Below are 13379 nucleotides of genomic sequence, written 5' to 3'. Positions count from 1 at the left end.
GGTTTCCTCCAGTACGCGATGTCCAAGGCCGGGAGTGTGTCCTGGATGAACGCCAGCGCCTTTCCCCGTCCCGGAAGGGCGATGCCGGGGATTGCCTGTCGGCCATTCTTTGCGCGGTGACAGCGCGCCCGTATCCCCCGGCGGCCCTCGGCACGGATGGTTCGATCAGCGATCCGTCGGCGCGACCGGGGTGGCACGACGGCGCCATCCTGCGCGAACGCGCGGGGTTTTCCCCGCGCCGCCGTCCAGGGCCCGGGGCGAGGCGATGCTGGCGTGCGTGGCCGGACGGCCGGGTCCGCAAGCGCCCGGCCGGCCGGTGAGAACGGTGACACGCGACCCCGACGGAGGCGACGTTGACGCGAGTGTTGATCGCTACCACACCGGCACCGGGACACGTCGTCAGCATGCTCGAGGTCGCACGTGAACTCGCCCGGCGCGGACATGAGGTGCGCTGGTACACCGGTCGCGCCTTTCAGAAGCAGGTGGAGCAGGCCGGGGCGCACTTCGAGCCCATGAGCGCCGAACTCGACTTCGGCGGCAAGAGCCGGGAGGAGGCGTTCCCCGGCCACGCGGGGCTGACCGGGATCGCCAGTTTCAAGATCGGTGTCCGGGACATCTTCTACCGGACCGCACCACGCCAGATGGACGACCTGCTGGCGGTACTCGAACGGTTCCCGGCCGACTGCGTACTCGCCGACGACATGTGTTACGGCGCGTGCTTCGCCGCCGAGCGCACCGGCATCCCGCTGGCCTGGCTGAGCAACTCCGTCTACATCCTCGGCAGTAGGGACACCGCCCCGCTCGGACGAGGGCTGCAGCCGAGTTCCTCACCGCTCGGACGGGTGCGCAACGCGCTGCTCACCTTCGTCGGCGACCAGGTGGTGATGCGGGACCTGCGCAGGGAGGCCGACCGGACACGGGCCCGGGTGGGGCTGCCGCGGCTGAGGACGGGCGCCATGGAGAACATCGCGCGCCCCCCTGCCCTCTACCTGATGGGTACCGTGTCCTCCTTCGAGTTCCCCCGCAGCGACCTGCTCCCGGGAACCCACTTCGTGGGCGGGCTCCTCGGCCTTCCCCCGGAGAACTTCGACCCGCCCGGCTGGTGGGAGGAACTGCACGGCAGCCGGCCGGTGGTGCTGATCACCCAGGGCACCACCGCCAACGACGTCGACTGGCTGCTCGCCCCCGCCGTCCGGGCACTGGCCGGGCAGGACGTCCTCGTCGTGGTCACCACCGGGACCGACCTGGACGCCGACCGGCTGCGGCCGCTGCCGGACAACGTCCGGCTGGAACGGTTCGTCCCCTACCACCACCTGCTGCCGCACGTGGACGTGATGGTGACCAACGGCGGCTACAACGGCGTCAACGCGGCCCTGGCCCAGGGTGTGCCCCTGGTCGTCGCGCCGGGCTCGGAGGAGAAGCCCGACGTGGCGGCGCGGATCAAGTGGGCCGGGGCCGGTGTGGTCCTCGGACGGCGGGCCGTGTCCGAAGCCGGCCTGCGCGACGCGGTGAGCACCGTACTGAACGACGAGCGCTACCGGCGGCGGGCACGCGCACTGTCCCGGGAGTACAAGAGCTGCGACGCCCCGCGACGGGCCGCCGAGCTCATCGAGTCCATGGCCGATTCCCAGGGCCAGATTCCCACCGGAGGTGTCACACGTTGAACGTCACGACGGAAACCGGCGATGTCACGACGGAAGCCGGCCTGACAGAACCGCCCGAGACGACCATGCCGACGGACCCGGGCCCCTTCGACTGCATGCCCGAGCTGCTTGCGGCCGCGCGGGTGGCCCCGGTCGTACGCATCCCCTACCTCGGCAAGCACGCCTGGGTCGTGTGCGACCCGGAGCTGGTACGGATCGCACTCACCCACCCCAAGCTGGCCAAGGACATCACCCTGGTCCCCGACTTCATGCGCAAGCCGGGCCTGATGGTGGGCTCGCAGCCGCCCCCGGAGTACGCCCGCGCCATGATCATGAGCGATGGCGAGAACCACGCACGGATCCGGCGGGTGCACCAGCCGGTGCTGAGCCCACGCAACACCGAGAGGTGGGGCGAGCGGGTCAGCGTCAAGGTCGACGGCTTCCTGGACGAGCTGGAACAGTCCCGTTCCGCGGAGTCCCCCGAGGTCAACGTGGTCACGGACTACACCCACCGGGTGCCGCTGGCGTTCATCTCCGAGATGCTCGGTCTGCCCCTGGAGGCGGAGCGGCGGCTGCGCAGCATCACCGACGTCATGCTCTACTCCTCCGACTACCCGGCACGCAAAGAGGCGGTCGGCGCGCTGTTCGGGGCGGTCGAGGGCTGGGTGCGTGACCCGGCTCCGCTGCGGGACGGGGTGATCAGGGGGCTTCTGGCCGCCGCCGACGGGCCGGACGCGGTCACCGAGGGCGAGGTCGTCGTCTGGACGGTGGGGATGATCATCACCGGCTACGAGACGACCGGGAGCCTGATCTCCGCCTCGCTCTACGAGGCTCTGCGGCGGCCGGCGGACGAACGGCCGCAGACCGACGAGGACATCAAGGCGTGGGTCGAGGAGACCCTCCGCGTACACCCGCCGTTTCCGCACCCGACCTGGCGCTTCCCCACCGAGGACCTCGACATCGGCGGCTATCTGATCCCCAAGGGCGCCCCGGTGCAGGTCAACATCGCGGCGGCGAACCGGCAGCCGGACGAGGGGGCGGACAGCTTCGCCGCGGAACGGCAGGGACACGGGCACCTCTCCTTCGGACTCGGCGCGCACTACTGCATCGGCGCCTCACTGGTCCGGCTGGAGGCACAGATCGCGTTGCGCGGGTTCCTGCGCCGGTTCCCGAAGGCGCGGCTGAGCACCGGCACCGCCGTCGAGTGGGAGTCGGAGTGGATGATTCGGCGGATGAGCGTCCTGCCCGCGGTGCTGGACTGAAGGGGCGTCGATGAAGGCGCTCGTGCTCGCCGGCGGGTCCGGCTCCCGGATGCGGCCGATCACGCACACCTCGGCGAAGCAGCTCGTGCCCGTCGCCAACAAGCCGGTCCTGTACTACGGCCTCGAGTCGATCGCCGAGGCGGGCGTCCGTGAGGTCGGCATCGTCGTCGGCGACACGGCCGCCGAGATCGAGTCCGCGGTCGGCGACGGCTCACGCTTCGGCCTGGACGTCACCTACCTCCCGCAGGAGGCACCGCTGGGCCTGGCCCACGCCGTACGCATCGCCCGGGACTACCTCGGCGACGACGACTTCGTGATGTACCTCGGCGACAACTTCCTCGTCGGCGGCATCAGCGCGCTCGTGGGGCGCTTCCGGGAGAACCGCCCGGACGCGCAGATCATGCTGACCCGGGTGTCGGACCCGCGTGCGTTCGGAGTGGTCGAACTCGACCCCCACGGCCGGGTCATCGGCCTGGAGGAGAAGCCGAAGCGCCCGAAGAGCGACTTCGCGCTCGTCGGCGTCTACATGTTCACCGCCCGCGTGCACGACGCCGTGTCCCGGCTCAAGCCGTCGTGGCGGGGCGAACTGGAGATCACCGACGCGATCCAGGAGCTGGTCGACTCGGGTCGCCGCGTGGACTCGACCGTCGTGTCCGGGTACTGGAAGGACACCGGCAACGTCGCGGACATGCTGGAGGTCAACCGCCTCGTCCTGGACGGTGTCGAGGCCGACTGCTCCGGTGAGGTGCGCTCCAGCGAGCTGATCGGCCGGGTGGTGATCGAGAAGGGCGCGACGGTCACCGGGTCACGGATCGTCGGCCCGGTGGTCGTCGCGGCGGGTACGCGCATCCGTGACTCCTACATCGGTCCGTTCACCTCCATCGACAGCGACTGCGAGGTGGTCGACAGCGAGGTCGAGTACTCCATCGTGCTGCGCGGGGCGTCCATCGCCGGGGTGCGGCGTGTCGAGCGCTCGCTGATCGGACGCGAGGTCGAGGTGACGTCCACGCCCCGGACCCTGAGGGCCCACCGTCTCGTCCTCGGCGACCACAGCCGGGTGCAGGTCGGGTCATGAGGACTCCCGTGGCGAACCCGGAGCCCGTCGAGGCGCGGTCGGCGCCGCGCTTTCGACCGGAGCGGCCGGGGCTGCGCCTTCACCCGGAGCGGCCGGGGCTACGACGCCTTCAACCGGATCAGAGCCGTACGGGACCGGATGTCGAGCTTGCGGTAGATCTGCCGCAGGTGGAACCCGACCGTATGCGGGGAGATGAACAGATGGCGCGCGGCCTGCTGGTTGGTGAGCCCGTCGGCCACCAGTTCCGCCACCTTCCGTTCGGTCTTGGTGAGGCTCTCCCAGCCGGAGACCGGGCGCTTCGCGTGCGTCCAGTGCCGGCGCCGCACGCCGAGCCGGCGCAGCCGGGCCCGTACGCGTGCGGCATCCCGCTCACCGCCGAGCGCGCCGTAAGCGCTCATCGCACGGTCCAGCTCACTGATCGCGGTCTCGTGGTCGTCTGCGCCCCCGCGTTCGCCGCCCCCGCGTTCGCCGCCGCGTCCGCCGCCGGCGAGCAGGAGGCCGGCGTGGTCCTCGGCCGCCGCGGCCCGAGCCCACGGGTTCCGGTGCAGCCGGCCTGCCTGGGCGAGGGCGTCCGCGTCTCCTTCGACCAGGGCGCGGGCATGCATGGCCGCGGCGAACACCGCGGGAACGCGCGGGTTGCGCGCGCGGAGGTACTCCGTCGTTTCGACCACCGTCCGGGCGACATCCGGCATCTCCGCCGCGAGCGCGACGCGGACACACCAGGCCGCGGCGGCCGGATCCTCCAGAACGAGTAATCGGAGCGCACCGGAATGCGCGCCGATCTCCGACAGCACCTCCAGCGCCGCCCGGGAGTCCGCCTGCGCCTCGGCCAACTGCGCGTTCAGCAGGAGCCGTGCGGCCCACCAGGGACTGGAGGGGTGCTGGGGGAAGTTCTTCTCCAGGGTCTTCATATGGTCCTCGGCCTGGGCGAGCGCCCCGCGGCGCAGTGCGGCCATGGCCAGCACCAGCCACGCCTGCGGGGCGAGCATAGGCAGGTACGGGCGGCCGTCCGTTCCCACACCGGCCCTCGCCGCCTCCTCGGCCTCGTCCAGGCGTCCCTGGGCGAGATGCAGCGGTGCTCGCAGCACGGCCCGGACGGCGGCGGCCGGAGTCCCCGCCTCCGCGGCGGCCGTCCGGGCGGAGCACTGGACGATCGCCGCGGCCTCCTCGTACTCGTCGGTCCTGGTGAGCGCGAAGGCGAGGAACCAGCGTGGATCGAGGAACTGCCCTTCCGCGCCCCCGTCGCGGCCGAGCGCCACCGCTTCGCGCAGGGCTTCCACCGCATCGTCCACCTGGCCGTCGCGCCACTGGCCGAACGCGTGGAAGGTCATCGCGCCGACTCGCACGGGTCGTGCGTGCCGGTCGGGTGCGCTGAGGATCTTCCGCGCTCGTTCGACCGCCGTGCTGTCGCCGGTCAGGTAGGAGGCGGCGAGATGGGTGATCACGGCCTCGTGGTGCGGCAACCCGCGCTGGAGTCCGTCCTGGAGTCCGCGCTGGGAAGCGCCCTGGGAAGCTTCCTGGAAGCCCGGCGAGGCGTCTTGGAAGCCCGGCGAGGCGTCTTGGAAGCCCAGCGAGGCGTCTTGGAAGCCCAGCGAGGCGCCCCGGGATCCGCCCTCCTGCGCCGCGAGCGCGTCGCCTGCCGCCCTGCGCGCCGCCTCCGCGTCGCCCAGCAGCAGCAGCGCGGCCGACATCGATGCGCGCAGCGCGGCGACGTCGCCGGCCGGCGACTCCGACAACGGGGCGGCGAGCCTGGCGGTTTCGTCGATCGTGTCCTTGGCCAGGGTGATCGCCCGGTGCAGGTCGCCCGCCCTGGTGAACGCCTCGACGGCGGTCTTCGCAAGGCGCACGCGCTCGGCGTGCCCGGGCGCCAGCAGCTCCATACAGCGGGTCGCCAGCGACGCCGCGGCCGCCGGATCGGAGGCCAGCAGCCTTTGGGACCCTTCGGCGACGACGCGCAGTTCCTCCATGTTGCCGGGCTGGGCGATGTGCACCAGTTGGAGAGCCGCGCGTTCGATGCCGTCGGGACGCGACAGCAGCATCTCCGCCGCCTGCCGACGCAGCAGTGCGCACACCGGTGGCGGTACGGAGTCGAGCAGTACACGCCAGATCGGCTCGCTGCGGAACGCGAGGTCGTGCTCACCACAGACCAGGAGCCCCCGGCCGACCGCTTCGTCCACCGCTGCCAGCAGGCCGACGGGTGCTTCGCCGAGCATGGCCGAAAGATCCTCCGGTGCGAACGGCGATCCGAGCACCGCTGCCAGCCTGAGAGCCTTCATGGTGGGCTCGGAGAGCGACCGGAGATCCTTCTGGATCAGTGCGGAGAAACGTTTCGGTACCGGCGCGGGCATGCAGACCCGAGCTCCGACAGGTGCGCTGCCGACCGAGTCGGGCTGCAACCGCGAGGTCCCGTCGACCACACATATGTCGCCGTCCTCCACCAGCCCGCTCACCAGCTCGATCACCGCACGTGGAGCGCTGTCGACGCTCTCCGCCAGGGCGAGGAGCGCCGGGTCGGGGACGGCTCCGGCGCGGTCGGCGACCAGTTGTGTCAACGCGTCGCCCGAGAGCGGCCCCAGCTCCCGCACCGGTTCCACCGGAACCCTGCCGCGCAGCTTGCCGAGACAGCTCTTCACCGGCTCGTACGGCGCGGCGTCCTCGTCCGGGGTGAAGGCGAGCAGCCAGAGGACCCGGCGGCCGCTGAGGCCCACGATGAGGTCGTACAACGTTGTCAGCGAGGGAGGGTTCGCCAGATGCAGATCGTCGAGCGCGACGACGGCGCGGGTCTGTTCCGTGTCATCGCGCAGCCATGCCCGCGCGGCCTCGATGGCGTGGGACGCACTCGGGTGGTGGAATCGCGGTGCCGCGTCAGTACCGGCCGAGGCGCCGTTGAAGACCGCGAACCCGTCCCGGTCCGCGATGTCGACGGCTTCCAGGAGGAGGCGGGTCTTGCCCGCGCCGGGCGCCGCCTCCACCAGAAGGACCTTGCTCCGCCGGGCGCTTGTCACGCTGTGAAGGTTCGCCCTTATCTGTGCCAGCTGCTGTTCCCGGCCGCGCACCTGCGGTAACGGTCTTACCTTGGGGCTCATAACCCTCCGTATCACGGCTATGCCGTCTTTCCCCGGTCCGTGCTGCAATCCCGCATGCGGAGCGATTCGCGACCCCCATTCGCGGTCTCCTCGAAGATCACAGTCAAGGCTATGGCCGGGATGGTTCACGGGGAAGAGGGTAAATTCCGTCAGTCCGACGTCCTGATAACCCGCCATACTCCCTTGAAATTCGAAGGAAGGACGGGCCATGCCGTCGGATGCCCGAACGGGCAACACCATTTGCCCGTTTTCTTGGCCGAAGGCCCCATCGCCGCGCCTGAGCTGTGGGTTCAAGCCACCGGATGGACGCCTGGACGCATCACCGCCGGGCCGCCACCGATGCCGCCCACCGGCACGTCGCGTACCTGGAACGTTGCGCGGCTCCGGGTAAGTTGGCTCAACCGCTCCCGCTCGCCCTGGCCGGATCCGTACCACGCTCGGGAGCGCTCTCACCGTGCGTGTCCGCATACACCTCTTCCTCGCACAGTCGGCTCCGACGGCTTCCGAATAGGACGGTGAGTCCCGTGCCGTGGGCGGGAAAGACGTACATGCACCGAACCGTGTGGCCACATGGAGAAGGCGGACGCCGCTTCAATAACCGCTCCCCATCCGGGGACTGATCCTTCTCCTCGACCCCATAATGCAGAAGTCCGCTCACTGGGCCGCAGGTGCGCAATTCGTCGCTACTGAAGGCTCTGACGGGTTGCGGTCGGCTTGCCGCCCAAGGCCGACCGGCAAGTCGTCCGCGGACGCTGCTGGACCGGGACGGCGCGAGGGTTGCTGTACCTCTCCGCCGTACAGCCGGCACAGATCCACTCGGAGCCGTGGCTCATGCGTGTTCCGCGAAAGTTCCCTCCAAAAGGGTTGCGGGAGGCGCGTTGGACAGTGTCCAGAGGGTTTCCGAAGCCTTCAGCCGTCATATTGAAATGTGGCTCTGCGGGTGGGAAGCCCGAGCCCGCCCCGGGCCCGAAACCTGCGGGAGCACGACCGCGACCGACGACGGACTCCACATGCGCCCATGGTGACGTCATGAGAAGACCCCGGCAGGCTGAACGCTTCCCGCGTGCCTCGCCGTCGACTGCTGCTCTCGGCGGCCCGATCCTCGGTGACCGTGGTCCTGTCGGCGGTTGTCTACCACCTGGTGCCGCTGGACAAGGGGCCCGACATCGGTACAGCGATCGTGCCGGCCGTAAGCCCCGTACTTTTCGCCGGCGTGCTCGCCTGGCAGGTCTGTCCCCGGTCACGCGCCACTACCCGCATGGGAGCGGAGTGACAGGACGTCTCAGGTTCGCTGAGAGCAGCCGGTGAGACCACGACGAGGTCCGCATCGCGAGGAGGCAAAGCTCATGCCGGAGGCCAGGACGGGACCCGAGGGCGCGTCACCCCCAGACCCTCCGACGCTCCTTCGGAGCCGCGCGTACCTGGTGCTCCTGGCATTGGCCGCGCTCATCGGCGTGCCGGTGTCCGCGGCGGCGTTCGGCTTCCTCGCGCTGGTCAGCGAGGTTCAGCCACTGATCTACACGGATCTGCCCAAATCGCTGGGGTTCGACGGAACGCCACTGTGGTGGCCGTTGCCGCTGCTCGCCGTAGGGGGACTGCTTACCGGACTGACGATTCGGTACCTGCCGGGCCACGGCGGCCATGAACCGACAGCCGGGTTCAAGACCACCGGCCCGCCCACCCCCATCGAACTGCCCGGCATCTTCCTCGCCGCCTTGGCGACGCTCTGTTTCGCTGCCGTCCTCGGGCCCGAGGCCCCTCTCCTGGCCCTCGGCGGCGGGCTCGCCGCCGGCGCCGTGCGGATGGTCAGACGGGACCCCCCTGAGCAGGTGACCGCGGTGCTTGGCGCGGCGGGCAGTTTCGCGGCCATCAGCTCGCTGCTGGGATCACCGCTGCTCGGAGCGTTCCTCCTGATGGAAGCTTCGGGGTTGGGCGGGCCGATGCTGGCACTGGTGCTGGTGCCCGGCCTGCTGGCTGCGGGAATCGGCGCACTCATCTTCGTCGGACTCGGATCCTGGAGCGGGCTCGGCACCTACTCGCTGGCACTGCACGACGTACCCGAGGTCAGGGACCCGACCGCGGCGGAATTCGGCTGGGCTCTGGTCATCGGACTGTCGGCCGCGTTCGTGGGTGTGGGAATCCGATGGCTCGCCGTCCGGCTCGAGACACACGTCGAGAGACGACGGGTGCCGGCCACGTTGGTCATGGGCCTGGTCGTGGCGGGGCTGGCGATCGGCTACGCGGAGGGCACCGGCAAAGCGGCGACCGACGTGCTGTATTCGGGGCAGACGGCGCTGGGCCCACTCCTCACGCACAGCGCCGCGTATTCGGTGGGAGCTTTGCTGCTGCTGGTGTTGTGCAAGGGGCTGGCCTATTGCGTGTCGCTCAGCAGTTTCAGGGGAGGCCCGATCTTTCCCGCGATGTTCGTGGGAGCGGCGGGCGGCATCCTGTTCTCCCACCTGCCGGGGCTGAGCCTGGTCGGAGGGTTCGCGATGGGTATCGGAGCGATGAGCGCCGCGATGCTGGGACTTCCGCTGGTCTCCGTCCTGCTCGCGACGCTGCTGATCGGGACGCAGGGGCTCACCGTCATGCCCCTGGTGATCGTCGCGGTCGTGGTCTCGTACGTCGCCACGGCGTGGCTCACACCTCCTCCCGCCCCGGAGCCAGGGCCGGAAGCGAGGCCAGGCCGGCAGCAGCCGTGACCAACGGCTCAGGACCGCCCGTACGCGATCGGGCCCTACATTCATCACCCGTCAGTGAAGAGAGCGGCGAACGCACCGTCGGCTCCGCGGGCCCATGGGTGGCAGCTCCGGGCTCCTCCCTCCGGACGCGGCTTGCGTTGCATGCGGTTACGAGTGGAGGACCTTCTCCTTGGCCCGGCGGAACTCCTCGTCGGAGATGTCGCCGCGCGACCGGATCTCTGAGAGCTTGGCGAGTCGGTCCGCCTCGGCGGCGGGGCCGGTGGTGCCGACGGTCTCGCGGATGTAGCGGTCCGTCTCCTCCAGCCCCGATGTGCTCCCGTGCACGCCTGCCCATGCTTGCCGCAGGAGGGCCGACGGCCCCTTGCTGAGCCCTGCCGGGGCTCACGGCCCCGGCAGGGCCGGGCGTCACTGCTCTTCTTCTGTGGGAAGTTCCAGCCCGAAGGCCTCACCGATGGCGCGGGCGGCGGACACTACCCGGGCGCTGCCCACCACGGGGGCGATCGCCACGAGCGTTCCCTGGATCTTCTCCAGCGGCACGCCGACTTCCGCGGCGGTGCCGATGTTGAGCAGGTACGAGGGGGCGGAGGCATCCATGGCCACCAGAGCCGCGATGCGTGCCAGCAGATACGTCTCCTCATCCAGCCCGGACCGCTCGTACGTGTCGAGCGTCATCTGCACGAGCGTCTCGAACACAGGAGCGTTCGCTTCGGCGAGGGCGGTGACGCCGCCCGCCCCGGTCTCTTGCTCAGCCATGTCCGGCTCCTTTCCTGGGGTCGGGGTGCCGTACGTCTACAGGAGAGCCCCTGCGCGCGCCGGACTGCATCACCCGGGACGGGTGACCGGCCGGTCACCTGCGGCCGGGCGTCCGGTTGTGCCGGAGGCCGCGGCGAGGACGCCGCGGAGAGCCGGCCCGAGGACGACGATGCCGAGGACAAGTGCCACGGCCCCGGGGGTGGGGTAGTTCCACAGCCCACGGGGATGGGGGCGCTCCGGGGCCCTGTCGCGGATTTTCCATCAGCGGCGCTAAGGAGCCTGCGGTGCTCCTGGCCCATGGCGGCCCTCGGCACGAGGGAACCGCCAGACCCGACCGACATGCGGAGCCCACAGTCGGATGGTCCACTGGATGAGGCGGCGGTTCCCGCCTCCCCACCCGCTTTGGGCGAGGCTCAAGATCCCTTTCGGGCCGCTCCGGTCGCGGGCGGCGCTGACCAGGAAAGAAGCCGGAGCGCGGCCACACTCCCCGTTCGACCGGCATGATCTCGCGGCGCTGCACCGGCACCGCGCCGCGCTCACGCCTGCTCCCGTACCTGTGATCGCCATCTCGCGCAGCGGGACCGACAACCTCACCATCAAACCGGTCAGCCGCCCCAAGAACACCTCCGGCTTCGTCATACTTCCCCGCCGCTGGGTCGTCGAAAGGTCACTCGCGTGGATGATGCACGCCCGCCGACACGCCCGCGACTACGAACGGCTCATCCAGCACTCCGAGACCCTGATCACCTGGGCCGCCATCACCCTCATGACCCGCCGTCTCGCGTGAAAAGGCGCCACCCCCAGCTGGCCAAGGAAACCCGCATCGGCCGACACTTGAGAGCGCCGCTCCTCCCTCGAAAATCCGCTCGGCAGCACGCAGCAGCACAAGGCACAGTGGCCCCATGAATGAACGAGGGCTGAACCGCGACGGAACGATCGCACGCGAAGGCGCACTGGACCGAGTGCCGGCAGGGTTCGTCCCCGTCGTCGATGCCGCCCGCGCTCATATCACCGCAACATTCGGCAGAACGCGCCTGCACAGTGCCTACCTCTACGGCAGCATCCCCCGTGGCACCGCCACTCCTGGAGTCTCCGACCTCGACCTCCAGCTCGCTCTCCACGACGAGCCCACCGAAGCCGACCGCGCCGACGCCAAAGCGATCGAGGCCGTACTCGACCGTGCATTCCCGCAGATCGACGGCGTCGGGATCCTGCTGACCAGCACTCGGCTTCTGCTCAGCGACGTCGAACGTCACGACGGCGGATTCTTCATCGCCTGCCTCTGCACCCCGTTGCTGGGTCCTGATCTCGCAGAACAACTGCCCCGTTACCACCCCACAGCCCTACTCGCGCGGGAGACCAACGGTGACCTCGCCCGTGTGCTTCCACGCTGGCGTGCCAAGGCAGCCGAAGCCGCCACGGATGCCGATCGCCGGGTCCTCAGCCGTTTCGTCGGCCGTCGCATCGTCCGCACAGGATTCACTCTGATCATGCCCCAATGGGGCGGCTGGACCAGCGACCTCCATGAGTCCGCCGAGCTCTTCGGCCGCTACTACCCCGAGCGCGTCGAGCAGATGCGTGTCGCCGCGGCCGTTGGTCGTTCACCCTCGTCTGATCCGGCGGTGCTCGGGACGCTCATCGATGACCTCGGCCCTTGGCTCGCAACCGAATACACAGCCCTGCACGGCGAGAAGGCCCCGCGTCCTTAACGGGCAGAGCAGGACCAGGACGTCCCCATCTACGCAGCCATCCAGCAGAGAGCGGCCCGGCGCCACGCTAGCCGAACCGTCATCTGCCTGCAGATTAGAAACACGCACTCAGAGGTCGTTTTCATCTTCAATGCGCCGTTATCCCCGGTTTTCTGCGATGCACTGGTGTGATGTTGATGAGGCTATCGATGCGAGTGGGCCTTAGACGCTGGGTGGGGTGACAGCTGAGGCGGAATGCGGCTTGCGCCTGTCTCATCCCAAGACGCCGGCAGAGTGTGCTCCTGCCGGTCGCACTGCACGCCTGGGCGCACGCCCCCGAGCGGCGGTATGCCCGAGTCATGGCCGAACGTCGTGCGTATCCGAGTGATCTGTCCGATGCCCGCTGGGAACTGGTCGAGCCGGTGCTGAGCGCCTGGCGGACCGAGCGGCGCCGACGTGCGCTGAACATCGGGCGCCCGCCCGAGCACGAGCTGCGCGAGATCATGAACGCGATCCTGTACGTGGACCGCACCGGAGTGCAGTGGCGCTACCTGCCGCACGACTTCCCGCCCTGGGAAACCGTCTACGGCTACTTCGCCAAGTGGCAGAAGGACGGTGTGTTCGTCCAGCTCAACGGATTGCTGCGGGAGTTGGTGCGCCAAAAGGAGGGCCTCAACGCCCAGCCCTCGGCGTGTGTCATCGACGCGCAGAGCGTGAAGACCTCCGCCAGCGTGCCGGCCGCCGGACAGGGCACGGACGCGGCGAAGAAGATCGTGGGACGCAAGCGGAGCATCGTCACCGACACCCTCGGGCTGCTGCTGGCGGTGCTGGTCACCGCGGCGAGCGTGCAGGACTCCGACGCCGGCCGGATCCTCATCGAACAAGTCGCCGCAGAGCATCCCGCCGTCCGCAAGACCTGGGTCGACGGCGGCTACCGCCGACACCTCGTCGAGCACGCGGCCGCCCTCGGTATCGACATGGAAATCGTCCAACGCAACCCCAGGACCAGGGGTTTCACCCCGCTGCCAAAGCGCTGGACGGTGGAGCGGACCTACGGGTGGCTGATGCTCCACCGCCGCTTGGCCCGCGACTACGAAACCCTGCCCGCCCGCTCCGAAGCCATGATCCACCTCGCCATGACCGACCTGATGGCCCGCCGCCTCACCGGCG

9 protein-coding genes and 2 pseudogenes are annotated in these 13379 nt (G+C 69.8%); 8 read left to right on the top strand and 3 right to left on the bottom strand.

Annotated elements, in window-relative coordinates:
• Window positions 1-362 precede the first annotated feature (362 nt).
• Genes FVS66_RS32305 through FVS66_RS32295 form a run of 3 tightly spaced genes read left to right on the top strand, consistent with a single transcriptional unit; the run spans window position 363 to window position 3980 of the window.
• Window positions 363-1664: a glycosyltransferase gene (locus FVS66_RS32305; RefSeq protein ID WP_149184818.1), complete on the top strand. Its 1302-nt coding sequence runs from the start codon at window positions 363-365 to the stop codon at window positions 1662-1664.
• The gene (locus FVS66_RS32300; RefSeq protein ID WP_262387329.1) at window positions 1661-2905 is read left to right on the top strand and encodes a cytochrome P450; all 1245 of its coding nucleotides are present in this window, start codon (window positions 1661-1663) and stop codon (window positions 2903-2905) included. Before FVS66_RS32305 ends, FVS66_RS32300 begins: the two co-directional genes overlap by 4 nt.
• Before the next feature lie 10 nt (window positions 2906-2915).
• Window positions 2916-3980, top strand: coding sequence for a glucose-1-phosphate thymidylyltransferase (locus FVS66_RS32295; protein WP_149184817.1), 1065 nt, complete (start codon window positions 2916-2918; stop codon window positions 3978-3980).
• A gap of 98 nt (window positions 3981-4078) precedes the next feature.
• Here FVS66_RS32295 and FVS66_RS32290 read toward each other — a convergent pair whose 3' ends face one another.
• Window positions 4079-6985: a LuxR family transcriptional regulator gene (locus FVS66_RS32290; RefSeq protein ID WP_262387328.1), complete on the bottom strand. Its 2907-nt coding sequence runs from the start codon at window positions 6983-6985 to the stop codon at window positions 4079-4081.
• Window positions 6986-8129: 1144 nt separating this feature from the next.
• On the opposite strand from FVS66_RS32290, the gene FVS66_RS35315 reads away from it, so the two are divergent.
• Together FVS66_RS35315 and FVS66_RS32280 are read left to right on the top strand one after the other, a co-directional pair.
• Window positions 8130-8339 carry a hypothetical protein gene (locus FVS66_RS35315; RefSeq protein WP_187645794.1) on the top strand — a complete coding sequence of 70 codons (210 nt, stop codon included), beginning with the start codon at window positions 8130-8132 and terminating at the stop codon, window positions 8337-8339.
• 73 nt (window positions 8340-8412) lie between these two features.
• Window positions 8413-9768 (top strand): chloride channel protein, encoded by a 1356-nt coding sequence (locus tag FVS66_RS32280; protein WP_149184815.1) that lies wholly within the window; start codon window positions 8413-8415, stop codon window positions 9766-9768.
• 147 nt (window positions 9769-9915) lie between these two features.
• Here the strand turns inward: FVS66_RS32280 and FVS66_RS32275 are convergent.
• Window positions 9916-10059, bottom strand: a pseudogene (locus FVS66_RS32275) (SHOCT domain-containing protein); the annotation flags it as partial.
• A 114-nt stretch (window positions 10060-10173) separates the two neighbouring features.
• Window positions 10174-10521, bottom strand: a complete 348-nt coding sequence (locus FVS66_RS32270) for a carboxymuconolactone decarboxylase family protein (RefSeq protein ID WP_149184813.1) — start codon at window positions 10519-10521, stop codon at window positions 10174-10176.
• Between the two features lie 586 nt (window positions 10522-11107).
• Here FVS66_RS32270 and FVS66_RS32265 point away from each other — a divergent pair.
• The 3 genes and pseudogenes from FVS66_RS32265 to FVS66_RS32255 all read left to right on the top strand — a co-directional run.
• Window positions 11108-11305: pseudogene (locus tag FVS66_RS32265) on the top strand (transposase); the annotation flags it as partial.
• A gap of 118 nt (window positions 11306-11423) precedes the next feature.
• Window positions 11424-12230, top strand: coding sequence for a nucleotidyltransferase domain-containing protein (locus FVS66_RS32260; protein WP_149184812.1), 807 nt, complete (start codon window positions 11424-11426; stop codon window positions 12228-12230).
• Window positions 12231-12568: 338 nt separating this feature from the next.
• Window positions 12569-13379 (top strand): IS5 family transposase (locus FVS66_RS32255; protein WP_149181495.1); only part of this gene is annotated, 811 nt, incomplete at its 3' end.

This window comes from Streptomyces sp. TRM49041 (assembly GCF_008271805.1).
In the GTDB taxonomy this organism is placed as follows: domain Bacteria; phylum Actinomycetota; class Actinomycetes; order Streptomycetales; family Streptomycetaceae; genus Streptomyces.
Note: the sequence above shows the minus strand (reverse complement) of the source record. Positions and strands in the feature narration are given on the sequence as shown.